Here is a 26,963-nt window from a genome sequence, read left to right as displayed (position 1 = left end):
ATCCTTATTCGCGAGAAAGTGCATCGACAGGATTAAGCTGTGCTGCATTACGGGCAGGGATAAAGCCAAAGATAATCCCGATCATGCTGGAACAGACAAAGGCCGCAATAATTGATGTGGTTGAGTACGCCATCTGGAAAGTTCCCCCAGCAAAATGACTAATCAGCTGCCCAATACCTAAAGATAAAAGCACCCCCAAGATCCCGCCTAAAATACAGACCAGCACGGCTTCAATCAGAAACTGCTGCAAGATGTCACTTTGACGTGCACCGACCGCCATACGCACCCCAATTTCCTGAGTACGTTCGGTCACCGAAACCAGCATGATGTTCATAACCCCGATCCCCCCGACAATCAGGGAAATCACCGCAATTGCAGACACTAACAGGGTCATGGTTTGCGTGGTTTGCTGAATGGTTTCACGAATACTGTCAGAGTTTTGGGTAAATACGTCTTGTGCGCCGTGACGTTGTACCAGCAGGTTCAGAATCGCATTTTCAGCCGCAGCACTCGGGTATTCATCTTTAATCCGGACAATGATATTACGCACATTGGATTGCCCTAGCATGCGACTCATCACCGTCGAGTAGGGCAGGTAAACATTCAGGCTGTCCGAGTTACCCATCATCGATTTTTGCGCTTCAATCACGCCAATAATACGACTCGGTACACTGCCCAACAAAATGACCTGACCCACAGGATTGGTGCCATCATTAAAGAAAGTATTCTTGGTATTGCTGTCAATCACTACGTCTTGGGCACGTTCAGTAACACCTTCTTTGTCAAAAGGTTGTCCGGATTCAAAGGTCATGCCTTTGACATAGAAGAATTCTTCACTGACACCATTCACCGTTGCAGAAGCTTCAGTATCTTTAAAGCGTGCGGTGATGCTGTTAGTCACGGAAGGACTGACACCATCGACATATGGTTGTTCAGCCAAAGCTTCAGCATCAGCAGGAACCAGTGTTTTGACTTGGGCAGTTTTGGAGTTATCACCAAATCCACGACCTTGATAAACGGTAATGGTATTGGTACCCAGACTACTGATATTTTCCAGAATCTGTTTCTGTGAGCCATTCCCTAAAGCGACCACCGATACCACCGATGCAATACCAATAATGATCCCGAGCATGGTCAGGAAGGTACGCATGCGGTGCGCATTCATGGCAAGCAAAGCCATGCGGAAGGCTTCGCCTAGTCGGTCGGCAGCAGAGCGCCAGGACGGAGTTTTCTTTTGCGGAGTACGATCAAGCTGCTGCTTTTCCAGAACTTCACCATCGGTTTCAGGAACATTCGGTTTATCTGAAATAATGTTGCCATCACTGATTTCGATAACACGTGAAGCATTTTTCGCCACGTTATGATCGTGGGTGACTAAAATGATGGTATGACCTTTGGCATTCAGTTCGCGTAAAATACGCATCACCTCAATACCACTGTTTTTATCCAATGCACCGGTCGGTTCATCGGCTAGAATCACATCGCCGCCGTTCATCAGGGCACGGGCAATCGAAACACGCTGCTGCTGACCACCGGAAAGCTGACTGGGACGGTTTTGGGTTTTTTCAGCTAATCCTAGATCCGTGAGTAGTTGGGTGGAACGTTGTTGACGCGCAGAGGCATCGACACCAGTATAAATGGCCGGAACTTCAACATTCCCTGCCGCAGTTAAATCACCCAGTAAATGATAACGCTGGAAAATAAAACCGAAATATTCACGGCGCAATTGTGCCAGTTCATCCGGTTCTAATTTTCGTGTTTCACGCCCTTTAACCTGATAGCTACCTGCAGTCGGTTGATCTAGACAACCGAGGATGTTCATCAGGGTCGATTTACCCGAACCAGATTGCCCGACAATGGCCACCAGTTCTCCGGGATAAATCTCTAAATTAATGCCCTTCAGAATCTGAATGGTGCTTTCCCCGGCAGGGAATTCACGAGTCAGATCTGTGACCTTGAGCAAAGGTTGTTGATCTTGACTCATCATTACATTCTCACTGGACCGGCACCACCAGCTACACGGTTACTGCGTTTGGCAGAATCATTCGAGGTATCAGAAGCATCTGCGATCACCACTTTATCACCTTGTTTTAAGCCTTTAATCACTTGAGCAGTGACACGGTTATTCAAGCCGACCAAGACTGGTTGCGGTTTTGTAGTGCCATCTGCCTGCACAATGCGAACCATCGACATAGAGGCTTTGCCTTGTTCAATCAGTGATTTTTCTTCAGCAGACAGTTCCAGGCGTTTTGGACGTTCAGTTTTAGCCTGCTCTGTATCGGCTGGCTTTTGTTGTTTTGTTTGGTCTGCATTACGTTCACCGCGTTTGCCTTGCGGGCGATTTGAGCTTTGTAAGGCTGCTGCAGGGACAGTTAACACATTTTTTGCTTCACTGAGTACGATATAAACCTGTGCAGTCATATCAATACGTAACTTGCCATCTTCATTGGGTACATCAAATAGGGCGTTGTAATACACTGCAGTGTTTGATGATGAAGTCGAAGAGTTATTGTTTTCGGTATTGATTGAATTCGGTGCAGGTTCTACTTGGCGTAGTTTTGCATAGTGCTTTTTGTCACTATTGCCTAAAGTCGTGAAATAAACAGTTTGACCTTCTTCAACTTTCATCACGTCAGCTTCAGAGATTTCAGCCTTAATGGTCATAGTGTCGAGCTTTGCCAGTTTAACAATGGTGGGTGCACTTTGGTTGGCGTTTACGGTCTGACCTTCCTCGGTCACAATCGCCACAATGGTGCCATCCATCGGCGCAACAATCTGGGTATAGCCCAAATCTTCTTTAGTCGTTGCCAGTGTTAAGCGAGATTGTTCAATTTGTGCATTAATCGCCAGAATTTCAGCTTGTGCTGTTTTGTAGCTGGCCAATGCTGATTCTAATTCAGCACGTGAAGTTGCATCTTGTGCATACATCGCTTGTTGACGTTGATATTCAGCTTGAACTTTGGCCAAGTTGGCTTGCTTGACGGCCAGTTGAGCCTGTTGATTTTTAATGCTCGCTTCAGCCGTTTTAAGATCATTTTCCTGACGAATCGAATCAATTCTCGCGATCAGTTGACCTTGTTTCACTTGGTCGCCCAATTTCACATACATTTTTTTTACCTGACCGGAAACCTGAGCACCGACGCTGACCATTTTGGTGGCTTCAAGTACACCGGTTGCAAGTACCGAGTCTTCAATATCGCCGCGGCTGACTTCACTGGTAATGTATTGCGGTGGTTGCTCTTTTGGTTTTAAGAAAAACCAGGCGGTGACTGCAATAGCAAGAATACAGACCACTGCTACAACTATTTTGGACGGCTTTATTTTTGGCATAGTGAGCGTATAAATTCAGAAAATTGAACAGATTATAAAAGCTAAATGAGGATAGAGCGTGAATTTTTTAAAAACAAATGAGAATTATTTTCTTTTTTGAGATCTCTTGAAAAGTGACTAAAGCGATTGTGAACTGATTTTAAAACAGCCTTTTACAGTGTGATTTGTAGGCGATGAGTAATTGATTGAATTTGGATTCAATGAATTTCTGAAAGGTGATTTTCAGTTTGATTGTTGAGTTTCACAGCAATACTGCTATGAGACTGCATTTTTACCAACGCATCTCAGGCCTCGAGAACAGATTAGATTTTAGTCGAATGATACTGGACTTATCTAATGATTTTTATTTAAAAATTTTCTATGTTTGACATTTTTGCATCTCCTTTATTTTCGCAGACCTAGCTAGATAATTATTCTAATAATTTAAAAAATCTTTGTTTTATCTATAGATTTAAATAAAAAAAGTTTGTAACATTAAATCCCATATTTTTTTTATGGGATTAATAATAATAGTGCCATGCACAATGATTGTGCGCAATAAATCATGACTTTAATATGAAAATTTGTGTGAGGTAACGGATGGAATGGAATGAAAGTTATAATATTGGAATCGATGTGATTGATAATCAACATCGCCAAATCTTGGATTACATTAATGCTCTGGAGAAGATTAGAGTGAGTGGTGATCGTAATCAGATCAAAGAAGTCTTGGATGATTTGATTGATTATACCCAATCACATTTTAGCTTCGAAGAAAACTTGCTTGAACAAGTGAGCTATCAGTATTTGCCTTCTCATAGAGGCATACACGACTTATTTGTTAAACGGCTGAATGATTATCGTCAAAAATTTGATCGGGGAGAATCGGTCGAAAATGATTTATACCGATTACTGTCAAAGTGGTTGATTAATCATATCCAACATGATGATCAAGATTATGTGGATGCGGTGCGTGACAATATGCTGCACTATTTACGTTCACAAGAACAGAAAAAAGGTAAAAGCTGGTTTTCGCGTTTTTTCAGCTAAGCAGTAGGTGATTCAAATAACATTTGACCACACATACTGGTAATCGCTTGTAGAACCAGATGTTCTGGATTTTCCTTTCCCAGACCTTTAATGGATGCATCAATACGTAACAGCAGTGAAGGCCAGGTTAGAAAGTTGTTTGGATTCAGTCGTCTTAGAGCTTGTTGATATAGACTGACTTTATTTTTCCAAATCCCCAGTTGCAAGGCATTTTGCGGCTGTTCAAACAGTTGCATCAGCAAGCGCATTTCTTTGCTGATACTCCATAGAATCAGGCTCATCGGTTCACCCGAGGCAATTAAATATTGGAAGATTTTAATTGCCTGAGCCAGATTTCCGGCAAGCAGGGCATCATTTAAATCGTAAGTGGTATAGCGTGATTGGTCTTGTAAACATGAATATAAATGATCAATCTGGATGATGTCCACATCGGCAAAAGTATCGCTGACACGCATCAGACTGTTTTTTGCCGCGAGCAGGTTATGCTCATGATGTTGTTCAAGCCACTGCCAGGCATCATTCGCCAGTTTAATCCCCAGTTTTTCCGCCTCAATCCCTAAAATCCGTTGACGATCTTGTGGATAGTTGGCAGTCAGCGGCACAGTGACACCGTTGGCATCAACCACCTGAAAGAAACTTGATTTTAAACTGCTACTGTCCTGCTTGGGCATTACCACAAGCAACAGGTTTTGCTCATTATGTTGAATGTAGCTTTTCAGCTGCTTGATGCCATTCGCATCCGGCTTGATGTTGCCATGCACTTCAATGGCAAGCTGATTGGAAAAAAGCGATAAACTATTTAGAGCATTAAATACATTTTTCCAATCGCTGACATTGTTAATGTCATAACGCTGACGTTCAATTTCTTGTTTTTGCCAACTTTGACGAAAAGCATCCAGTAAGTTTTGCTCAAGTAATGGCTCTTGACCATACATAATCCAGGCACCGCGAGCTTCATCAACACGTTTTAGTGCTTGTGGATAGTCAAGTTTCATAGCTTAATTTCTATCTTTAAGGTTGAGTGGTTGAAGCTGCTGATTTGGTCACGACTTTCGGCAGACGATTTGATGATATTTGACGCACAATTTGCTGGGCAATGTCATCAACAATGACTTGATTGAGATATTTTTGTTCTTGGTCATCGGTGTTGACTGTCGCGACGTCATATTGATAGCTGCGTGAAGCGGTCAGGGTACGTGGTTCAGTCACAGGATTACCTTGTGAATCTTCAATACGGAAAGTTACGGTTAACCGAAGCAAGGTTTCAACCAATTTACCGTTTAGTTCATGACGTTGAGGTGTGTAATCAAGTACATGTAATACATAAGCATCTGGATTGTTGCTGAGTTGAATACCGGTTGCACCCAGGTAAATGGCAAGTTTTTCGTGCAATTCTTCTGTGTTATTCGGAAGTGCTAAACTCATTTTAGAGTACGCAACAGGAGCCGTGGTTGGGGTAGTTCCTTTTAAATGAAAACCACAACCGACTAAGCTAGCACTTAGACCCAAAGTTAATACAACCGCTGCAACACGTTGAACTAAATGCATGCTTATTCCTCTATTTAATTTTCCCAATTGTAATGATTGGGAGGGATATCTTTCCCTAAGCTCAGTGGATTGTAAAGTCAAAGCCCGTTGGCTGGCAACGGGCTTTGTGTTTTTAAATCTCCCCTAACCCCTCTTTAAGAAAGAGGGGAACCCTTCACACCTACTGAGGGAAGTCCCCTTTGAAAAAGGGGGATTTAGGGGGATTAAAATTAAACGACTAGATTCACTAATTTATTCGGCACAACAATTTCTTTCTTGGTTGGACCGGTCAAGAATTGTTGAACTTCAGGTAAGGCTTTTGCCTGAGCCAAAATGTCTTCTTTAGACGTATCGACTGAAACTTCCAATTTACCGCGAAGTTTACCATTCACTTGAACCACAATCGTGTGGGTATTACGGGTTAATGCAGACTCATCCACAACTGGGAATAGCGCTTCAGTTAACTCAATGCCAAATTCAGTCAATAATGTTTGACTTAAATGTGGTGCAAATGGTGCAAGCATTGTCAGCAAAGTAATAATGGCATCACGTTCAACTGCAACATCGTTGTCATCTTTTGCTTCAAATTTGTTGATGCTATTCAATAATTCCATTTGTGCTGCAATGGCTGTATTGAATGCATGACGACGTTCTAGGTCATCACTGACTTTTTGAATGGTTTCATGCGTTTTACGACGTAAGTCTTGTGCATCTTTGGATAGGTTTGCAGTATCAATATTCGCTGCATGATTGCCTTTTTCCAAGAAGCCTGTTGCCAAACGCCATACACGTTTCAAGAAACGGTTTGCACCTTCAACACCGGCATCAGACCATTCAAGCGATTGATCGGGTGGCGCTGCAAACATCATGAATACACGTGCAGTATCTGCGCCGTATTGGTCAATAATCGCTTGCGGGTCGATACCGTTGTTTTTCGATTTCGACATTTTTTCTTGACCGCCAACTACAACTTCCTGACCATCACCTTTGTATTTAGCAGAAAGAATACGACCTTTCTCGTCTTTTTCTAACTCGATATCCGCAGGGTTAAACCAGGTTTTCTTACCTGATTCTGCTTCACGATAGAAGGTATCAGCCAAAACCATACCTTGAGTAAGAAGATTTGTGAATGGTTCGTTACCTTGAACAACACCTTCATCACGCATCAATTTATGGAAGAAACGTGCATAAAGTAAATGCAGAATTGCATGCTCAACACCACCGATGTATTGGTTCACTGGAAGCCAAGATTGTGCAGCCTCAGGTTTCACCATACCGCCAGTGAAATCTGGAGATGCATAACGTGCGTAATACCAAGAAGATTCTACGAATGTGTCGAGTGTATCTGTTTCACGACGAGCGTCTGCGCCACAGCAAGGACAAGTCGTTTGATAGAATTCAGGCATTTTGTTCAGTGGGTTACCTGAACCATCCGGCACCACGTCAGTCGGAAGAATCACTGGAAGTTGTTCTTCAGGTACAGGCACCTGTCCACAAGTTTCACAGTTGATCATTGGAATTGGGCAACCCCAATAACGCTGACGAGAAACACCCCAGTCACGTAAACGGAACTGAACTTTGGTATTGGCAAGTTTCTGTGGTTCTAATTTCGCGATAAACGCATCAAAAGCACCTTGGAAATCTAAACCGTCAAACTCACCCGAGTTAACCAGTTTACCTTCTTTCGAACCGTACCATTCTTGCCACTCAGTTGCAGAGAATTCGGCATCATCTGCGCCTTTGGCATCAATCACTTGCTTGATGGTTAAACCGTATTTATTGGCAAATTCGAAGTCGCGTTCATCGTGTGCTGGAACCGCCATCACCGCGCCTGAACCGTAAGACATCAACACGTAGTTGGCAATCCATACTGGAACCGCTTCACCAGTCACCGGATGCTTCACAGAAAGACCTGTTGCCATGCCTTTCTTTTCAGCAGTCGCAAGATCTGCTTCTGCAACAGAACCCATACGGCATTCTTCAATAAATGCCGCCAATTCAGGATTGGTTTCAGCAGCTTTAAGTGCCATTGGATGTTCAGCCGCAACAGCAACATAAGTCACACCCATCAAGGTGTCACCACGTGTGGTATAAACAGTTAAATCATCGGCATACACTTCAGGGTTCGCTGAAGGGAAGGTGATTTCCATGCCTTGTGAACGACCGATCCAGTTACGTTGCATGGTCAACACTTGTTGAGGCCAGCCATCTTTCAATGAATCTAAATCATCTAATAATTCTTGTGCATAATCGGTAATGCGGAAGTAATACATTGGAATATCACGTTTTTCAACCAATGCACCTGAACGCCAGCCGCGACCATTTTCAACTTGCTCATTCGCAAGAACAGTCTGATCGACAGGATCCCAGTTCACTGTTGAAAGTTTGCGATAAATCAAACCTTTCTTATAGAGCTGTACGAATAACCATTGTTCCCAGTGATAATACTCTGGTGTACAGGTTGCAAATTCACGATCCCAATCGACTGAAAGGCCAAGTTTTTTCAATTGATCACGCATGTATGCAATATTTTCAAAAGTCCATTTTGCCGGAGCAACCTGGTGGGCAATGGCTGCATTTTCTGCAGGAAGACCGAACGCATCCCAACCCATCGGTTGCAACACCGTTTCACCTTTTAAACGGTGGAAACGGCTGATCACGTCACCAATGGTGTAGTTACGCACATGACCCATATGCAGCTTGCCACTTGGGTAAGGGAACATCGACAGGATATAGCGATGTTTACCTTCTACAGTGTCGGCAACTTTAAAGGCTTTGCGAGTTTCCCAGTCTTTTTGGACATTTGGCTCAATCGCACTAGCTTGATATTCAGGGTCAATGTGAGAAGTAGTCATAAACGTATATAAGAACAACGGTTAAAAGTTTGTTGCACAGCATAGCGCAAAATGCACTAAAAAGTGAATTTTGCGCCCGACATAAATCATAAAATATAAAAGTTTTTAACCAGCAAAAACCATTTCAAAGGAGGAAATGAGGGATTGCTGACTATTGAGCAGATAATACTTTATTAGAATTTGATGAACGATCCGCTTCTCGTGCTACAGCTGGAGCCGCATTTGCAGCAGCCACTGCAACATTGGCAAGGTTTTGAGCTTCTTTTGATACGGACTCTGTTTCTGCGGTAGAGGTGTTTTTAGAGCTTTGAGATGACTTATTCGGACCGTAAGTATCTACTTTACCTTTTTTCTGGGCAGATTTTGGTGGTGGGGTGGTGGTGTAATGGGTAGACCCTTTTGCATCGACCCATTTGTAATATTCTTTAGCAAAACCAGTGGTTGAACTTAGACTGAAGGTAAAGCATGCAGCCATGAATCCAATTTTGATGAAAGATGATGACATAATGAACAAGTCCTTATAATAATCAGTCAGTTGTAATATATAAAATATAGCCACATTATCAGTTTTGTATTTTATATGATTTTTATTTATTTGCAGAAAAAAAAGATAAGCTGACGAATGATATGGATGATTCAATTCGGCATGAAGAATAGTTTAATTTAGTGTTACTTTTTTAAATCTAAGTCGTTCTGTTTTGACTGATTTGTGATCGCATTAGTAATGAGGCTATGACGAAAATAAAAGCAGAATATTCGGCACATGACAGGGTTATTTTAAATTTGTATTGAGAAAGATAAATCTGAAAAACCGCAATATATTAAAATTATTTATTTAATTTATAGTATTTTTTTATCATTAAATTTTGAGTTGTAATGAAGTGATTGGTTTTTCTCATGAAATCCTCAATAAGCAAATGAAATGTAAAATCACGCCTAAAGCTTAAAAAACAGACGGTCTGTAAATAATCAAGAAAAAGCTAATTTTTAAACTTGACTTTAATAGTCGAAACTACAAAAATGCTGACTGTAGTTTTATATGCGTTTATTTGATCACCCTTCGAATCAGCGTCATTTTAGCAATGGACTTCTTCTCTAGCCGAGAAGCTGAACAAAGCCAACAAAATATGTTTATCCCAACATGTTTTAGACCCCATATTGCTCAAACAGCAGTCAGGTCAGATTTTTTTCCTATTGCTATGAAAACTATGAAATTTGTGTGCTATAACAGTGCAGACAGTTAATGAATTAACCACTACAAATGCCCTCCATTTGTTAGTGAAAAAGATTAGGGTGAATCACGTTGGAACTTTTATCTGGTGGTGAAATGCTCGTTCGCGCATTGGCGGACGAAGGCGTTGAACATTTATTTGGATACCCAGGCGGCGCAGTACTTCATATTTACGACGCGCTCTTTCAACAAGACAAAATCAATCATTACCTCGTACGTCATGAGCAAGCTGCTGGTCACATGGCAGATGCCTATTCGCGCGTAACAGGTAAAACTGGTGTGGTACTTGTCACATCAGGTCCGGGCGCAACCAATACAGTAACGCCTATTGCAACCGCATATATGGACTCAATCCCAATGGTGATTTTGTCTGGTCAGGTTGCAACACATTTAATTGGCGAAGATGCATTCCAAGAAACAGACATGGTCGGTGTTTCTCGTCCAATCGTGAAACATAGTTTCCAAGTGCGTCATGCCAGTGAAATTCCTGGGATTATTAAAAAAGCATTCTATATTGCATCTTCAGGTCGTCCAGGTCCTGTGGTTGTTGATATTCCTAAAGATGCAACCAATCCTGCAGAAAAATTTGCTTACGAATATCCTGAAAAAGTGAAGATGCGTTCGTACCAACCACCGCATCGTGGTCACTCAGGTCAAATCCGTAAAGCCATTGAAGAATTGATTAGTGCTGAACGTCCAGTCATCTATAGTGGTGGTGGTGTTGTTCAAGGTAATGCCTCTGAATTACTGACTGAGCTTGCCCATCTTCTAAATTTCCCGGTAACCAATACCCTGATGGGCTTAGGTGGTTTCCCGGGTAATGATGAGCAGTTCATTGGTATGTTGGGTATGCATGGTAGGTATGAAGCCAACATGACCATGCACAATGCAGACGTGATTTTGTGTGTAGGCGCGCGTTTCGATGACCGTGTAACCAATAATCCAGCAAAATTCTGTCCGAATGCCAAAGTGATTCATATTGATATCGACCCGGCGACGATTTCAAAAACCATCATGGCGCATATTCCAATCGTGGGTGCAGTAGAACCTGTACTTCAAGAGATGCTGGTTCAATTGAAACAAATGAATGTTTCTAAGCCAAATCCTGAAGCGATTGCTGCATGGTGGTCTCAAATCAATGAATGGCGCAAAGTACATGGCTTGCGTTATGAGGCGGGTAAAGATGGTGTAATGAAACCACAACAGGTGGTTGAAGCACTTGATCGCATCACCAACAGTGAAGCCATCATTACTTCGGACGTAGGTCAGCATCAAATGTTTGGTGCAAACTACTATAAATACAAACGTCCACGTCAATGGATCAACTCTGGCGGTTTGGGAACCATGGGTGTTGGCTTGCCATACGCAATGGCTGCGAAACTCGCATTCCCGGATCAGCAAGTGGTGTGTATTACTGGTGAAGCATCCATTCAGATGTGTATCCAGGAATTATCGACATGTAAGCAATATGGCTTAAATGTGAAAATTCTCTGCTTGAATAACCGTGCTCTAGGGATGGTTAAACAATGGCAGGATATGAATTACGAAGGTCGTCATTCAAGCTCTTATGTAGATTCATTGCCAGATTTTGCCAAATTAATGGAAGCCTACGGTCACGTCGGTATTCAAATTGACCATGCAGATGAGCTTGAATCCAAGCTTGCAGAAGCAATGGCAATCAATGATAAATGTGTATTCATCAACGTAATGGTTGATCGTTCAGAGCACGTTTATCCAATGTTGGTGGCTGGTCAATCTATGAAAGATATGTGGTTAGGAAAAGGAGAGCGCACAAAATGAGACACATAATTTCTGTACTCGTTGAAAACGAAGCAGGTGCGCTTTCTCGTTTAGTGGGTTTATTTTCTCAACGTGGTTATAACATTGAGACATTGAACGTTGCACCGACTGAAGATCCAACCATGTCGCGTTTGACCCTCACCACTTATGGCGATGATCATAAAATTGAACAAATCACCAAACAGCTCAACAAATTGGTTGAAGTGGTAAAAGTGGTTGATTTGTCTGAAGGTGCGCACATTGAGCGCGAACTGATGTTGATTAAAGTGAAATCACTTGGATCAGCACGTGCCGAAATCAAACGTACTGCAGACATTTTTCGTGCCCAAATTGTCGATGTAACACCGACGACCTATACGATTCAAATTGCGGGTACCACTGAAAAGCTAGATGGCTTTATTGATGCATTAGCAGAAAATACCATTCTTGAAGTGGTGCGTTCAGGTGTATCGGGTATCGCGCGCGGCGAAAAAGTTTTAACGATCTAACAGATTTTAATTTTATTCACACATTCTGCTCATCTTATAGATGAGGTTCCAAGCCAATGAATACCAATAACATCATTGGCTTGGATAAAAGGAAACAAAAGCATTTAAGCGGAGACAGCAATGCAAATTTTTTACGATAAAGACTGCGACTTATCTATCATCCAAGGTAAAAAAGTAGCGATCATCGGTTACGGTTCACAAGGTCACGCACATGCGCTTAACCTTAAAGACTCTGGCGTTGACGTAACTGTTGGTCTACGTGCGAACTCTACTTCTTGGAAAAAAGCTGAGAATTCAGGTCTTAAAGTTGCTGAAGTTCCTGCTGCTGTAGCGCAAGCTGACGTAGTAATGATCTTGACTCCAGATGAATTCCAATCACAACTTTACCGTGACGTGATTGAGCCAAACATCAAGCAAGGTGCGACTTTAGCATTTGCTCATGGTTTCTCTATTCTTTATAACCAAGTTGTGCCACGTGCTGACTTAGACGTAATCATGGTTGCTCCAAAAGCTCCAGGTCACACTGTACGTTCTGAATACCAACGTGGTTCAGGTGTGCCTGACTTAATCGCCATTCATCAAGATGCTTCTGGTAATGCACGTAATGTAGCACTTTCTTACGCTTCAGGCGTAGGTGGTGGTCGTACAGGTATCATCGAAACTTCATTCCGTGAAGAAACTGAAACTGACCTTTTCGGTGAGCAAGCAGTTCTTTGTGGTGGTGCTGTTGAGTTGGTTAAAATGGGCTTCGAAACTTTGGTTGAAGCTGGTTATGCGCCTGAAATGGCTTACTTTGAATGCTTGCACGAACTTAAATTGATCGTTGACTTGATGTTTGAGGGCGGTATCGCGGACATGAACTATTCAGTATCTAATAATGCTGAATATGGCGAATACGTAACGGGTACTGAAGTAATCAACGAACAGTCTCGTGAAGCGATGCGCAATGCACTTAAACGTATTCAGTCTGGTGAATATGCGAAAATGTTCATTCAAGAAGGTGCGTTGAACTACCCATCTATGACTGCACGCCGTCGTCAAAATGCAGCTCACGGTATCGAAGTAACAGGTAACAAGTTACGTGCGATGATGCCTTGGATCCAAGCGAACAAGATTGTAGACAAAGAAAAGAACTAAGTTCTAATTTCTAAGTCAAAAAAAAGCCCTTGTTTGATAACAGGGGCTTTTTTATGCAAAGCAGTATTTTTCCTCCTTGCCCTTCGTACAAAACAGTGTTTTGTACTCGTTCATACCTTGGATTCAAGCAAATACAATCGTAGACAAAGAGAAAAACTAAGTTTTCTTTTTGTTTCAAAGATACAAAAAAGGCCGCTCAATTGAGCGATTTTTTTGTGATACAGTACTCATAATCGTCCGCATTATTGAGTGTGCTGAACAATGAAAACTAAAATGAAAACTAAATTATTGCTTTGTATTACTGCGTTGGCTTTTTCCAATTTAAGTACTGCTGAAACTGTTTTAAATGCTCCAGAATATAAACCACTCAATAACGTTCGTGTTTCCATGCAACGTATGTTGCGTTCGAGTGAGGGAAGATATTTCCTTAGCTTGTATGCCGGTATTTGGAATCCGCATGCCATTTTATATGACCTGGTTGAACCTCAGACAATCAATTTAAAAGGATTGCAAAAAGGAGATCAGCTGAATTTAAAATCTGTTGATGCTGACTCTGAAAATATAACAAATAAGACTTATCAATTATCAGGGATACTTAATGCCAATAGCGGTGATCTTAAAGCGATGTTGGCTGATGGTGATGATACTTTGGGAAAATCTATTCAATTTGAGCCTGCAATAAAGGTCTCAGATAAACCAAATTTTATTTTTAAATTTTATGGTCTAGAAGATATTAACCAACCATATGGTTCAGTACTCAAACGATTAGATATTGTGAATAAAAATAATAACAATGTGGCACAAAGCCTAACAGGATTTACTGCGTTTCCGAAAAGTATCGGTTATATGGATATTAATTTTGATGGGTATTATGACATTGTATTGTCAGATATTTCAGAAGAACGAACCATTCAAGATAAACGTTATATTTATTGGATGTTTAACCCCAAAACCCAACAGTTTCAGCGCTCACCACAACTTGAAAAGATTGTGGGGTTTCCAAATTTACATGGGGAAAAGCAACAAATTGATTTTGGGGAGGGACAGTTATACCAAGTGGAAAAAGGGTTGTTAAATCGGATGGAATAACCACTTACTGCTTGTAATTAAAGATATAACTAAAAAGAGCTGTTTAAAACATGATGGTTTAGAAGGATATGTTTTCTCTTTATTTATTTTGGGATTATACCGTATTTCAATAAATCTACATCTAATTATCATCAAACTGAAAGAAACAACATCTAAGCTAAGTCTAAAATAACGACATAGGTGTTGTATGGCAAATTTGTATGCGACCAGTCTGCTAAAACAACAAGATTTTCCAGAAAGTTTTCAATTTTATTTTAAGCAAAGAAAGCAAAATATTGCGTGTGATGATATCCAGGTTTTAAAAGACTTGGTTCGTCCACGCCTAAAAATAGCCATCGTTACTGAAACTTGGTCTCCAGAAATTAATGGGGTGGCACTATCTCTACTACAATTATGTAAAGGTTTGCAAAAACAAGGTCATAAAATTTTACTGATTCGACCAGAACAACAGGAGAGCTGTCACGACTTTATCCCCAGTAAAGAGTGTCTGGTCAAAGCACAATCTATTCCTAAATACCCAAGCCTTCAATTTGGTTGGCCACAATTTTTAAAAGTATCGCAAGCACTGGATGGATTTGTACCAGACGTTGTACATATTGTTACCGAAGGTCCCTTAGGTTTGAGTGTTTTGCAGGCTGCAAAAAGCAAAGGAATTCCGGTTTCAAGTGGTTTTCATTCACCTTTTCAAGAATTTAGTCGCTTTTTTGATTTGGCTTTTTTAGTTAAGCCTATTCAGCACTATTTACGTTGGTTTCATAACAATACACAACTGACCTGTATTCCAAGTAAAGATACAGAATATATTTTAAGACAGTTTGGTGTTCGTTGCCCGTTGGCTATTGTTGGACGTGGTGTAGATCTTGCATGTTTTTCTCCAGAACATAGTTCGGAGGCTTTACGTCAACACTGGAAAGCTACTTCAGAAACCAGGGTGATGTTGTATGTAGGACGACTATCTCCCGAGAAGGAAATAGATGTCGTGGTGAATGCCTATATCGCTATGAAGCGAATGACTCAGCACGATGTAAAACTCGTCATTGTCGGTGATGGACCAGATCGGAGTCGTCTGGAAATGTTATGCCAAGGTCATGATGTTATTTTTACGGGGAATTTAACTGGTTTGAATTTAGCTCAAGCTTATGCAAGTGCCAATGTTTTTGTATTTGCCAGTCAAGTTGAAACCTTTGGTAATGTGGTGCTTGAGGCCATGGCAAGTGGTTTGCCCGTGATTGCTTATGATTATGCCAGTGCACATTTACATGTGAAAAATGATGAAACAGGGTGGTTAAGTCCTTTAGGTCAGATGGATAAACTGATTCAGTTGATTTATCAATTACCGAATAATTATCACTTGAAATACATGGGGGTAAAAGCCCGTGAAGCAGTACAGGACGTAGGATGGCAACATCCTGTACGACAGTTTGAACAGGCACTATATGGAGTTGCCAGAGAGATGCAAATGACATCCTGAATTTTAAGCAGACGCTTAAAGGAGAATCATCATGAAATTAAAAAAAGCAATAATAACGATGCTAGATCTCGATTTAAAAGGATGTATGTATCTGAATCATTTTTCACATTCACATACGGTAGCCCATTTTTTTAAGATCATTAGTCGTCTCGGCAATGGTTTGTTTTGGTGTCTGATGTTAGCCAGTCTTTGGGTGTTGGAAGATAGGTTTTATATCGAGCAGTTGCTATATATCTTGATTGGTGGATCTGTAGGTTCTGCAATTTATAAAATCTTGAAACAAAAAACTACACGTCCTCGACCTTATCAAGTGCATCAAGTGATTCTATTGCGCGAGCAACCACTAGATCACTTTAGCTTTCCTTCTGGGCATACCTTACATGCTGTCATGGCGAGTACAGTGATGGGTTATATTCAGCCGATGTTACTTGTTTTGATGTTGCCTTTTACCCTATTGGTTGCCATATCCCGTATGGTTTTAGGATTGCATTATCCGAGTGATGTGATTGTGGGTGCGTTGATTGGTGTGTTGGTCGCAACAGGAATTATTTTTACCGCGCCATTTTTAAATATCGTGTTATAAAAATGTCTTTTTAAAAATCGAAAAGCTATCTCTCGATTTTAGGAATTTGTTAAAGTAGGGCATTCATTTAGCGCTTAGGAATAACCATGGGTTTACGTTGGACTGACACTATTGATCTTGCCATTGAACTTTCTGAAGCACATCCAGATGTCGATCCACAATGGATTCGCTTTACAGACCTACATGCATGGGTTTGTGCATTGCCAGACTTCAAGGATGACCCGGAAAAATCGACTGAAGGTTTGCTGGAAGGGATTCAAATGGCGTGGATTGATGAAGTTCGTTAATCAGTAAATCGAAAAAAGCAACTTTTTACATATCAAAAGCTGATACTTGCTGATTATCTCGGTATAATGCGGCAAAATTTTCTCGTCAAATTGACATAAGGAGCCAATCATGGCTATCGAACGTACTTTATCTATCGTTAAACCAGACGCAGTTGCTAAAAACAACATCGGTGACATCTTTGCTCGTTTTGAGAAAGCTGGTCTTAAAATCGTTGCAACTAAAATGAAACATTTGACTCAAGCTGAAGCTGAAGGCTTTTACGCTGAGCATAAAGAACGTGGTTTCTTCGGTGACCTTGTTGCGTTCATGACTTCTGGTCCTGTTGTAGTATCTGTTCTTGAAGGCGAAAACGCTGTTCTTGCTCACCGTGATATCTTAGGCGCAACTAACCCTAAAGAAGCTGCTCCTGGTACTATCCGTGCAGATTTCGCTGTAAGCATCGACGAAAACGCTGCTCACGGTTCTGACTCAGTTGCATCTGCTGATCGTGAAGTTAACTACTTCTTCGCTCAAACTGAGATCTGCCCACGTACTCGTTAATTCGAAGTATTCAAACCAGATAAGTGTTATTATACTTATCTGGTTTTTTTATTCTCTGAATAATACTTTGCTCGATTATTGAGCTTCTCCTTTCATCTTTAGACATGGTTTAGGTAATTACACATGAGTACTGAAGTCGTCGCTACAGCAGCAATTTCTGCTGACCAGCAACCATCTCCATCCGCTCCGACACAGCAAAATGCTGTGGAAAAAGTGAACCTACTCGGCATGTCACGTCCGCAAATGGAAAAATTCTTTGAGGATATGGGTGAGAAGAAGTTTCGTGCCGGGCAGGTTATGAAATGGATTCACCAGTTCTTCGTAACTGATTTTGCCGAAATGACCAATATTTCTGGCAAGTTACGTGAAAAACTGGAACGTATTTGTGAAATTAAAGCGCCCGAAGTGGTGCATAAAAACTATTCTAAAGACGGCACCCGTAAGTGGGTGTTCCGTGTCGGTGATGGTGAAGGTTCTCTCGTCGAAACTGTGCTGATTCCGGCAGAACATCGTAGTGGTTTACGTCGTACTTTGTGTATTTCCTCTCAAGTGGGCTGTGCACTGGACTGTTCATTCTGCTCAACCGGCAAACAGGGTTTCCAGCGTGATTTGACTCAGGCAGAAATTATCGGTCAGCTGTGGATGGCGAACTATTCTTATATGGAAGATGTGCCGGTGCTTGAGCGCGAACGTTCAGTGACCAACGTGGTGATGATGGGTATGGGTGAACCACTCCTCAACTACGATGCCGTGTTGAACTCGATGCGTGTGATGCTAGATGACTTTGCTTACGGTATGTCAAAACGTCGGGTGACTTTATCGACTTCAGGTGTGGTGCCGAAAATCGACCAAATGGTCAAAGATATTGATGTGGCGCTTGCCATTTCTTTACATGCGCCAAATGATGAACTGCGTAATGAATTGGTTCCAATTAATAAAAAATATCCGTTAGAGCAATTGATTGCCGCATGTCAGCGTTATATTGCCAAAGATGGTAACGAAAGTTCACGTAAACATGTGACCATTGAATATGTGATGCTGGATGGAGTGAATGACCATCCTGAACATGCACAACAAATGATTAAGTTATTAAAAAATTTACCCAGTAAAATTAATTTAATTCCATTTAATCCATTCCCGCATGCACCATACGGTCGTTCAAGCCGTAACCGCATTATTTCTTTCCAAAAAACTTTGTCTGATGCAGGTTTTGTGTGTACGATTCGTCAGACACGTGGTGATGATATTGATGCTGCGTGCGGACAGTTAGTAGGTCAAGTGGCTGACCGTACCCGTCGTGCGGAACAGTGGAAAAAGAAAATTGCGCAAAGTAATGAGATTATGCGCTCTCAAGGATAATAAAAGGGGACGCCAATTGAGAAAGCCCGCATATAAATTAGCTTTTATTACAATGATTTGTATGTCTGCTATTTTTATCACTGCTTGTCAGACACAGACAACCATGGTGAAGAAAGATCCAGAAAAAGCAGTTAAAGTTCGCACTCAATTGGCTGCAGAATATATCAAATCGGGTGATCTGGATTCTGCAAAGCGTACTTTAGACCAAGCGCTTGAAATGAATCCTCGAGATTCCGCTGCGAATATGATGATGGGAATTTTACTGCAACAAGAAGGCAGTAAAGTCAGTATGGATAAAGCAGAAGCATATTTTAAGCGTGCCATTTCTGCTGATCCGAAAAACGCACAAGCGCGTAACAACTACGGTACTTATTTGTATCAAATTGAGCGTTATAATGATGCGATTGAGCAACTCAATGTAGCGGGGACAACATTGGGTTATGATCAGCGCTATAAGGCATTGGAAAATGCAGGGCGAATTTATTTAAAACTAGGTGATATGGTGAATGCTGAAAAATCATTCAAACAAGCCCTGCAAGTAAATCGTGATTCCTATATTTCAATGTTAGAGTTGTCCGAAATTTTTTATTTGAAACAGCAGACCGCTGCTGCGACACAGTTGTATGAACAGTTTGTGCGTGGTGTTGGTCAAAAGAATCAAGGTGCGCGTGCGCTCTGGATTGGTATCCGAAATGCACGGGCAAATAGTGACACAATGGGAATGCAGGTACTTGTCAATCAATTACGTGCACTCTTTCCAGAGAGTCCGGAATACCAACGTTATCTGCAATTACAGTACAGTACTGAGGCCGTATGGAAGTAAATCCTAATTCACAGCAATCAAATGGTTCAAGCGTAGCACCCAATGCATTAGGAAATGTTCAGCGTCCAGGTGAGTACTTACGTCAAATTCGAATTGCACAAAAGCGTGAATTAAATGACGCTGCCAAAGATTTGAACATGCAAGTGAAAACTTTGACAGCTTTAGAGCAAGATGATTATAAAGCTTTGCCGGAAGCAACTTTTATTAAAGGTTACTATCGTATTTATGCGAAATATTTAAAGGTTGATGCAACAGCGATCATCCAGCGTTTTGATGAGATCTATCAAAATGATACAGGGTTATTGCCAAATCATGCCTTAAACAATTCCCCGATTAAAATTATGGGCAAACTGCCAGGTTCGAATCGTGATCGCAATAAGAAGTGGTTAAAACGTATCATCATCGCTTTAGTGGTATTGGTTGCTGTAGTTGCTGCTGTGATGGCTATACAAAATTTGTCGTCGAATAAAGATGATAGTCAAGAAATTGCACCTGCGGAATCCGATGTAGAAGTGTTGAATCTAGATAATTCAACAGCTGTATCGGGTGATCAGTTGGAACTTCAGTTTAGCCGTCCAACCTCTGTTCATATTGTAGATTCAACCGGTAAAGTTCTGGCAACAGGTCGTCAGGCATCAACAGTGAAATTAAATGGTGAAACTCCATTCCAAATTCGCCTTGATGATGCATCAGCTGTCACATTAACTTTAAATAATGAAAATATTGCGTTGTCACCGTATACCGTGGATGGCAAAGCAGACTTTCGTTTGTCACGTTAATGGGTAAAGAGAAGAGCGATATTAATGATTGAAAATCCGATTAAGCGCCGTCCCACTCGTAAAATTCGTGTTGGTTCAGTCTATGTAGGTGGTGATGCACCTATTAGCATCCAAAGTATGACCAATACTGAAACTTGTGATGTTGCTGCAACCATTGCACAAATTCAACGTTGTGCTGATGCCGGTGCGGACATCATGCGTGTTTCTGTACCTTCGATGGAAGCAGCAGCGGCATTTGGTGAAATTCGTAAGCAAGTCAATGTACCCTTGGTTGCCGATATTCATTTCGACTATAAAATTGCTTTGGCTGTTGCCGATGCCGGTGCAGATTGCTTGCGTATTAACCCGGGCAATATTGGTTCTGAAGCGAAAATTCGTGAAGTGGTTGCTGCGGCACGTCACCACGATATTTCCATGCGTATTGGCGTGAATGCCGGTTCACTGGAAAAAGACATTCAGAAAAAATATGGCGAGCCGACAGGTCAAGCGTTGCTTGAATCTGCGATGCGTCATATCGATATTTTAGACCGTCTGGATTTCCAGGAATTTAAAATTTCGGTGAAAGCGTCGAATGTGTTTCTAACCATGGATGCCTACCGTTTATTGTCTGCGCAAATTGATAATCCACTGCATTTGGGTGTAACTGAAGCGGGGATCTACCGTACCGGTTCAGTGAAATCAGCAATTGCCCTCGGTGGTCTGTTGATGGAAGGCATTGGCGATACCATGCGTATTTCCTTGGCAGCAGAGCCTGAAGAAGAAGTGAAAATTGGTTTTGATATCTTAAAATCATTGGGGCTTCGTTCTAACGGGATTAACTTTATTGCCTGCCCAAGCTGTTCGCGCCAAGAATTTAACGTGATTAAAGTGATGCAATCACTGGAAGAGCGTTTGGAAGATATTCGTACCCCCATGGATGTATCCGTGATTGGGTGTAAAGTGAATGGCCCGGGTGAAGCTAAAGAAGCCGATATTGGCGTTGTAGGTGCAAGTCCGCGTTCACTGGTGTATCGTAATGGCGAGAAAAGCCATTTAATCGATACCAATCAATTGGTTGATGAAATCGAAACTATGGTTCGTCAACGTGTTCTAGAGCTTGAAAAAGCTAAATCTAAAGAGATTATTCGTAGTTCATCATGAGTTCAATTGTCGCAATCAAAGGTTTTAATGACATTCTTCCAACGCAAACTGCTGCGTGGAGACGTCTTGAGCAACATTTAGCATCGCTTATGGATGCTTATGGTTACCAGCAAATCCGTTTGCCGATTGTTGAACAGACCAATCTGTTCAAACGTTCAATTGGTGATGCTACGGATATTGTTGAAAAAGAAATGTACACGTTCTTGGATAAGGGTAATCCACCTGAGTCTTTGACCTTGCGTCCTGAAGGGACTGCAGGCTGTGTACGTGCCATGCTTGAGCATAACTTGCTTCGCGGTGCGACTCCTCGTGTGTGGTATGTCGGACCCATGTTCCGTTATGAAAAACCACAAAAAGGGCGTTACCGTCAGTTCCATCAATTTGGTGTGGAAACATTTGGTGTCGCTACACCGGATATGGAAGCAGAATTGATTTTGATGACTGCGCGTTTGTGGAAACGCATGGGCGTAGCGGATAAAGTCCGTTTAGAATTGAACACTTTAGGCGAATCAGACGAACGTGCGGCATACCGTGCAGCGTTAGTTGAGTTTTTAGAATCGCACAAAGGTGATTTAGACGAAGATTCGCAACGCCGTTTAAGTACCAATCCGCTGCGTATCCTCGATTCTAAAGATGCCCGTACGCAAAAAATTCTTGAAAATGCACCAAAACTGCATGACTTCATGGGTGAGGATAGCATGAACCACTTTGCACAATTGCAGCAGTATTTAACTGATGCAGGTGTGGAATTTGTGATTAACCAAAAATTGGTTCGTGGTCTAGATTACTACAACAAAACTGTTTTTGAATGGACAACGACACATTTGGGTTCACAAGGAACTGTATGTGCCGGTGGTCGTTATGACGGTCTTGTGGGGCAATTGAAAGGTAAAGCTGATCAATCCGTACCTGCGGTTGGTTTTGCAATGGGCATGGAGCGTTTACTGCTTTTACTTGAACAAGTTGAAGACAATACACCTGTACGCGATTGTGAAGTATTCTTGTTGTCGGATCCTGCATCGCAAGGTAAAGCCTTGGTACTTGCAGAACAAATTCGTAACCAGCTTGAAGCAGCAAATAGCAATATTCGCCTGAAAGTCGGTTCTCAAGGTTCGATGAAATCTCAGATGAAAAAAGCCGATCAATCTGGCGCTATTTTTGCCGTGATTGCAGGTGAACGTGAGTGGGAAGCACAACAATTAGCTGTGAAAGAATTGGCAACCGCCGAGCAAACTGATGTTGCTGTGGCGAATATTGTGCCATTCTTCATTGAAAAATTTTCTTCAAAATAAGCTTAAAAAACATAAGGAAAGGGTAATCACATGAACGCATTGAGTGATGAAGAACAACTTGATAGCTTGAAATCTTTCACTAAGAAATATGGCTCTGCCATGATTAGTGGGATTTTAATTGCGTTGATTGCCTTTTTCGGATGGGAATATTGGCAGAAGAAAAACCTGGCTGAATCTCAAATGGAAACAGCCAAGGTTCAACAGTTGATGGATGATGCTAAAAATGCGCAAGGCAATGCCAATGCATTTAATGCCTTATCTGCAACTGCGGACAAAATTGTCAAAGAAGCCCCAGATTCTGCTCAAGCCATTCAAACGCAATTGCTTATGGCTAAATTGGCTTATGACAAAGCAGATTATGCGCATGCAGAAAGAGCATTAAAGAAAGTTGAAAATTCTAAGCTTGATGATGCAGGCCTGATTCAGCTGGTTAAACTCCGCTTGGCTTATGCTCAGCTTGCGCAAAAGAAATATGATGATGCATTAAAGACATTGTCTGCAGTGACAGATCCCGCTTTTAAAGCGACCGCTGATGAAGCACTGGGTGATGTGTATGTTGCTAAAAATGATATAGAAAATGCTAAGAAATCGTACAAGAGTGCATGGGATGCACTGGTTGAACGTCAGCAGGAACGTCAAATTTTACAAATTAAACTCGAAAGTGTCGGCGTTTTAGTTGATGATCCTGATGTGGAACGACCAATTTTAGAAACACAAGTGGATGAGTCATGATGGATAGAAAATACAAAATACCGTTTGCGCTGACAATTTTAACATTCGCACTTGTTGGCTGTTCAACCAATAAAATTAAAGTGGAAGAGGTTAAGCCGAATCCATTACCTAAATTGGCTCAAGCCAAAAGTCTTGTTCCGGTATTTTCTCAAAGTGTTTCATCAACATCGAAAGCGGATCCATTACGTCTGCGTTTAGATGTGGATAACGGTGTAATCTTTGCCTTAGATCCAAAAGGTGAAGTCGCGGCTTATCAAGGTAAGCAACGTATCTGGGAAAAAAAGGTGTCTAAGCAGGGCTTAAGCTCTGGCGTAGAAGCAGGTGAAGGCACTCTTATTGTTGGTAATAACAAAGGTCAATTGTTCGCTTTAGATCAAGCAACAGGCGAGCAAAAGTGGACTGCACAATTAGCAGGCGCCATTTTATCGACTTCACTGATTCAATCCGGTCGTGTGATTACCGTCAGCAATGACGGCACTGTTTATGGACATGATCTTGCCACCGGTCAGCAAGTTTGGACATATAACCTTCCTAATGTACAATTTAGCTTACGTGGAATGGCATCGCCGGTCGCACTCGACCCGCGTACGGTATTGATTGCTTCATCAAATGCTTATGTTTATGCCCTTGATATACTCAGTGGTGTACCGCGTATGCAGCGCCGTGTTGCAGTAAGCGATGGCCGTTCAGATATTCAACGCCTCAATGATATTGATGGCGATCCAGTTGTTGCAGGTCAGTTTCTTGTAACAACCAGTTTCCAAGGACAAGTCACTGTTACAGATTTAGCTTCACAACAAGTGGTGTGGAGTGAAGATGCAAGCAGTATCCAACGTCCAGAAGTAATGAATAATACCGTTTTTGTTGCACAAGCAGATGGCAAAATCACTGCTTATGCACTAACAACAGGTGAGCAATTATGGCAAAACGATAGTTTGCTCAATCGTCAGCTCAGTAATCCTGTTGTTCTCGGACAAGACCTTGTGGTTGGTGATCTCGATGGTGTATTACACCTAATCGATCCAACTTCTGGGCAACTCATTGGTCGATCAAAAACAAGTGGTGAAGTACGTTCACTACGCGAAATTGATGGACAACTATATGTCTCCACCAGAAAGGGCGCGTTAAGCGTTTGGCAGAACCGTTAATTTATGAAACCCGTAATTGCGCTAATTGGACGTCCGAACGTCGGCAAATCAACGTTATTTAACCAGATTACCAAGAGTCGTGATGCACTCGTTGCTGACTTTGCTGGTCTTACTCGTGACCGCAAATATGGCGATGCAGTATTCCAAAATAAATCCTTCATTGTAGTTGATACAGGCGGTATCGGTGAAAGTGAAGCAGGTATTGATTCATATATGGCTGAGCAATCAAAAACAGCCATCAATGAAGCCGATATTATTGTTTTTGTTGTTGATGCGCGTGCGGGATTACTAGCGTCAGATGAACAAATTGCACGAGAACTTCGTACCCTAGGGAAGAAAGTTTACTTGGTTGCAAACAAAGTTGATGGTGTACATGCAGAAGCTGCTGTAGTTGAATTTTATCAACTCGGCTTTGGCGAACCATTACATGTTGCAGCAAGCCACGGTCGTGGTGTTGCTCAAATGCTGGAAGATGTGCTTGCAGATGTTCCTGAGGATGAAGATCCTGAGTTGCATGACCAGAACACCGGTTTACGCTTAGCTGTGATTGGTCGTCCGAACGTCGGTAAATCGACCTTGGTCAACCGTTTACTGGGCGAAGAGCGGGTTGTGGTTTATGACATGCCAGGTACCACGCGTGATTCTATTTATATTCCGTATGAACGGAATGAACAGAAATACACGCTGATTGATACTGCAGGTGTACGTCGTAAAGGTAAAGTAGATGAAATGGTTGAGAAATTCTCAATCGTGAAAACTTTGCAAGCCATTAAAGATGCTCACGTTGTAATTGTGGTATTGGATGCACGCGAAGGCGTGGTTGAACAAGATCTACATTTGATTGGCTATGCTTTAGAAGCGGGTCGAGCAATGGTGATTGCAATCAACAAATGGGATAACATGACGGAGTACGACCGCAAGCAATGTAAGCTTGATGTTGAACGTCGTTTTGACTTTATTCCATGGGCGAAAGTGCACTTAATTTCAGCACTTCATGGTACCGGTGTGGGGGAGATGTATCCTTCAATCCACCGTGCATTTGATTCTTCACATTTGAAAGTTTCGCCAGCGAAATTAACCCAAATTTTGAATGATGCAACTGAAGCACATCAACCGCCAATGATTAATGGTAAACGCATTAAAATGCGTTATGCTCACATGGGTGGTCAAAATCCACCAACGATTATTGTGCATGGTAATAAAGTTGATAAAACCCCTGCGGATTATCGCCGTTATTTGGAAAATGTCTTCCGTCGCGTCTATAAACTTGAAGGCACACCGGTTCGTATTGACTTTAAAACGTCTGAAAATCCGTTTGAAGGGCGTAAGTCGCAAATGGACGAACGCGTGGCTGCACGTAAACGTCGTTATGTTCAGAAGTTTAAAAAGGCTGAAAAGAAATTTAAGCGTTAATCAATGATGTGTTGATGATAAAAAGCCTGAAGTTTACTTTGGGCTTTTTTCTTTTAAGATGTCATTATATTTTTGGGATTAGGATGTACACGTGACCAGATTGATACGAGTAGATGTCGATACAATTGAGCGTATTGTCCCTCTATCTAAAGAATTAGATCGCAAGACTAAAATTCAGCAGCAAAAACAGGCAATTTATCATTATCGAAATCAATTGCTCACCCAACAATTAGAGACAACAATTCAGCAAGAAGATTTTGCTACCACTCAACATGGCAAACCGTATTTAGTTAAATCTCCTAAATTTTATTTTAATCATAGTCATAGTCAAAAAAATTATGCTTTAGCAACCAGTAACAATATGCAGGATTTAGGTGTGGATATTGAAGATTTAGATCGAAAGGTACGATTTGAAGCTTTGGCAGTGCATGCTTTTCACCCCAATGAATTGCAACACTGGAAGGAACTGGAACATGATCGTGATTATTGGTTTAAAGTCTGGACGACTAAAGAAGCAGTATTGAAAGCATCTGGCTTGGGTATACATCTGAATTTAAATGAGCTAGAGACTCAGGTGCATCCTGTTTATGATGGAGGATTATGCACTCATCCTTTAATTGGAACATTTGCTTATCAAAATTTCAATTTAGGTCATGTCATGTTAACGGTGGCATGGCGTTCAGAGGCATCCTGTAAAGGTTTTGCTTTTCCAGAAATTAAAATATTTTTTCCATCTTAAAAAGTTTTTTAAATAACTTTATGAATCATTGAGTTTTTAAAGAGCCTGTTAATCCGGTTCTTTTTTTATTTTGATTTCATTCATTTTCTGTTCGCCAAAAATATTGCTCATCCGGTTAATAAATTATGGAGTGAGCTTCGAAAGAGTTTTTTTAGGGGGTATCTCGGGTT

The 26,963-nt window shown here is 41.5% G+C and carries 24 protein-coding genes; 18 read left to right on the top strand and 6 right to left on the bottom strand.

Annotated features, from left to right (window positions below; translation table 11 throughout):
* Nucleotides 1–4: 4 nt before the first annotated feature.
* Both HLH16_RS03040 and HLH16_RS03035 read right to left on the bottom strand, forming a co-directional pair.
* Nucleotides 5–1,984, bottom strand: a complete 1,980-nt coding sequence (locus HLH16_RS03040; protein ID WP_171528202.1) for a MacB family efflux pump subunit — start codon at nucleotides 1,982–1,984, stop codon at nucleotides 5–7.
* Between the two features lie 2 nt (nucleotides 1,985–1,986).
* Nucleotides 1,987–3,330 carry a MacA family efflux pump subunit gene (locus tag HLH16_RS03035; RefSeq protein ID WP_171528189.1) on the bottom strand — a complete coding sequence of 448 codons (1,344 nt, stop codon included), beginning with the start codon at nucleotides 3,328–3,330 and terminating at the stop codon, nucleotides 1,987–1,989.
* A 579-nt stretch (nucleotides 3,331–3,909) separates the two neighbouring features.
* On the opposite strand from HLH16_RS03035, the gene HLH16_RS03030 reads away from it, so the two are divergent.
* Nucleotides 3,910–4,359: a bacteriohemerythrin gene (locus HLH16_RS03030; protein ID WP_131287464.1), complete on the top strand. Its 450-nt coding sequence runs from the start codon at nucleotides 3,910–3,912 to the stop codon at nucleotides 4,357–4,359.
* On the opposite strand, the gene holA is transcribed toward HLH16_RS03030, so the two are convergent.
* The 4 genes from holA to HLH16_RS03010 form a co-directional block, all read right to left on the bottom strand.
* The gene (gene holA / locus HLH16_RS03025) at nucleotides 4,356–5,354 is read right to left on the bottom strand and encodes a DNA polymerase III subunit delta (RefSeq protein WP_171528188.1); all 999 of its coding nucleotides are present in this window, start codon (nucleotides 5,352–5,354) and stop codon (nucleotides 4,356–4,358) included. The genes HLH16_RS03030 and holA overlap by 4 nt on opposite strands.
* A 16-nt stretch (nucleotides 5,355–5,370) precedes the next feature.
* Nucleotides 5,371–5,907: an LPS-assembly lipoprotein LptE gene (locus tag HLH16_RS03020; protein ID WP_171528187.1), complete on the bottom strand. Its 537-nt coding sequence runs from the start codon at nucleotides 5,905–5,907 to the stop codon at nucleotides 5,371–5,373.
* A 209-nt stretch (nucleotides 5,908–6,116) separates the two neighbouring features.
* Nucleotides 6,117–8,741: a leucine--tRNA ligase gene (gene leuS / locus HLH16_RS03015; RefSeq protein WP_171528186.1), complete on the bottom strand. Its 2,625-nt coding sequence runs from the start codon at nucleotides 8,739–8,741 to the stop codon at nucleotides 6,117–6,119.
* A 151-nt stretch (nucleotides 8,742–8,892) separates the two neighbouring features.
* Nucleotides 8,893–9,246: a DUF4124 domain-containing protein gene (locus HLH16_RS03010; RefSeq protein WP_171528185.1), complete on the bottom strand. Its 354-nt coding sequence runs from the start codon at nucleotides 9,244–9,246 to the stop codon at nucleotides 8,893–8,895.
* Between the two features lie 798 nt (nucleotides 9,247–10,044).
* Between HLH16_RS03010 and HLH16_RS03005 the strand changes: the two genes are divergently transcribed.
* The 17 genes from HLH16_RS03005 to HLH16_RS02925 all read left to right on the top strand — a co-directional run bounded on the left by HLH16_RS03005 (nucleotide 10,045) and on the right by HLH16_RS02925 (nucleotide 26,793).
* Entirely contained in the window at nucleotides 10,045–11,772 is a 1,728-nt protein-coding gene (locus HLH16_RS03005) for an acetolactate synthase 3 large subunit (protein ID WP_171528184.1), read from the top strand.
* Nucleotides 11,769–12,260, top strand: a complete 492-nt coding sequence (ilvN, locus tag HLH16_RS03000; protein WP_131287452.1) for an acetolactate synthase small subunit — start codon at nucleotides 11,769–11,771, stop codon at nucleotides 12,258–12,260. Before HLH16_RS03005 ends, ilvN begins: the two co-directional genes overlap by 4 nt.
* A 120-nt stretch (nucleotides 12,261–12,380) precedes the next feature.
* On the top strand, nucleotides 12,381–13,397 hold the full coding sequence (gene ilvC, locus HLH16_RS02995; RefSeq protein WP_086173953.1) for a ketol-acid reductoisomerase: 1,017 nt from the start codon (nucleotides 12,381–12,383) through the stop codon (nucleotides 13,395–13,397).
* Nucleotides 13,398–13,670: 273 nt separating this feature from the next.
* The gene (locus HLH16_RS02990; RefSeq protein ID WP_171528183.1) at nucleotides 13,671–14,486 is read left to right on the top strand and encodes an XAC2610-related protein; all 816 of its coding nucleotides are present in this window, start codon (nucleotides 13,671–13,673) and stop codon (nucleotides 14,484–14,486) included.
* Nucleotides 14,487–14,673: 187 nt separating this feature from the next.
* On the top strand, nucleotides 14,674–15,957 hold the full coding sequence (locus HLH16_RS02985; protein ID WP_171528182.1) for a glycosyltransferase family 4 protein: 1,284 nt from the start codon (nucleotides 14,674–14,676) through the stop codon (nucleotides 15,955–15,957).
* 31 nt (nucleotides 15,958–15,988) lie between these two features.
* Entirely contained in the window at nucleotides 15,989–16,540 is a 552-nt protein-coding gene (locus HLH16_RS02980) for a phosphatase PAP2 family protein (protein ID WP_171528181.1), read from the top strand.
* 86 nt (nucleotides 16,541–16,626) lie between these two features.
* On the top strand, nucleotides 16,627–16,827 hold the full coding sequence (gene iscX, locus HLH16_RS02975) for a Fe-S cluster assembly protein IscX (RefSeq protein ID WP_086192927.1): 201 nt from the start codon (nucleotides 16,627–16,629) through the stop codon (nucleotides 16,825–16,827).
* A 109-nt stretch (nucleotides 16,828–16,936) separates the two neighbouring features.
* On the top strand, nucleotides 16,937–17,368 hold the full coding sequence (gene ndk / locus HLH16_RS02970; protein WP_067722016.1) for a nucleoside-diphosphate kinase: 432 nt from the start codon (nucleotides 16,937–16,939) through the stop codon (nucleotides 17,366–17,368).
* 123 nt (nucleotides 17,369–17,491) lie between these two features.
* Nucleotides 17,492–18,727, top strand: coding sequence for a dual-specificity RNA methyltransferase RlmN (gene rlmN, locus HLH16_RS02965; protein ID WP_171528180.1), 1,236 nt, complete (start codon nucleotides 17,492–17,494; stop codon nucleotides 18,725–18,727).
* 16 nt (nucleotides 18,728–18,743) lie between these two features.
* Nucleotides 18,744–19,550 (top strand): type IV pilus biogenesis/stability protein PilW, encoded by an 807-nt coding sequence (gene pilW, locus HLH16_RS02960; protein ID WP_502707633.1) that lies wholly within the window; start codon nucleotides 18,744–18,746, stop codon nucleotides 19,548–19,550.
* Nucleotides 19,541–20,329, top strand: a complete 789-nt coding sequence (locus HLH16_RS02955) for a helix-turn-helix domain-containing protein (RefSeq protein ID WP_171528178.1) — start codon at nucleotides 19,541–19,543, stop codon at nucleotides 20,327–20,329. The genes pilW and HLH16_RS02955 overlap by 10 nt, the downstream gene beginning before the upstream one ends.
* Nucleotides 20,330–20,353: 24 nt before the next feature.
* Complete coding sequence (ispG, locus tag HLH16_RS02950) at nucleotides 20,354–21,469, top strand: flavodoxin-dependent (E)-4-hydroxy-3-methylbut-2-enyl-diphosphate synthase (protein WP_171528177.1); 1,116 nt, start codon at nucleotides 20,354–20,356, stop codon at nucleotides 21,467–21,469.
* Complete coding sequence (gene hisS / locus HLH16_RS02945) at nucleotides 21,466–22,761, top strand: histidine--tRNA ligase (RefSeq protein WP_171528176.1); 1,296 nt, start codon at nucleotides 21,466–21,468, stop codon at nucleotides 22,759–22,761. Before ispG ends, hisS begins: the two co-directional genes overlap by 4 nt.
* A 30-nt stretch (nucleotides 22,762–22,791) precedes the next feature.
* Entirely contained in the window at nucleotides 22,792–23,493 is a 702-nt protein-coding gene (locus HLH16_RS02940; RefSeq protein WP_171528175.1) for a YfgM family protein, read from the top strand.
* Nucleotides 23,493–24,641 (top strand): outer membrane protein assembly factor BamB, encoded by a 1,149-nt coding sequence (gene bamB, locus HLH16_RS02935; protein ID WP_171528201.1) that lies wholly within the window; start codon nucleotides 23,493–23,495, stop codon nucleotides 24,639–24,641. The genes HLH16_RS02940 and bamB overlap by 1 nt, the downstream gene beginning before the upstream one ends.
* Before the next feature lie 3 nt (nucleotides 24,642–24,644).
* Nucleotides 24,645–26,054 (top strand): ribosome biogenesis GTPase Der, encoded by a 1,410-nt coding sequence (gene der, locus HLH16_RS02930; protein ID WP_131287431.1) that lies wholly within the window; start codon nucleotides 24,645–24,647, stop codon nucleotides 26,052–26,054.
* A 91-nt stretch (nucleotides 26,055–26,145) separates the two neighbouring features.
* The gene (locus HLH16_RS02925) at nucleotides 26,146–26,793 is read left to right on the top strand and encodes a 4'-phosphopantetheinyl transferase family protein (RefSeq protein WP_171528174.1); all 648 of its coding nucleotides are present in this window, start codon (nucleotides 26,146–26,148) and stop codon (nucleotides 26,791–26,793) included.
* The last annotated feature ends 170 nt before the right edge of the window (nucleotides 26,794–26,963 follow it).

It is taken from the genome of Acinetobacter sp. ANC 5378 (assembly GCF_013004315.1).
In the GTDB taxonomy this organism is placed as follows: domain Bacteria; phylum Pseudomonadota; class Gammaproteobacteria; order Pseudomonadales; family Moraxellaceae; genus Acinetobacter.
The sequence above is the reverse complement of the archived record's forward strand: the minus strand, read 5'-3'. Positions and strand labels throughout refer to the sequence as shown.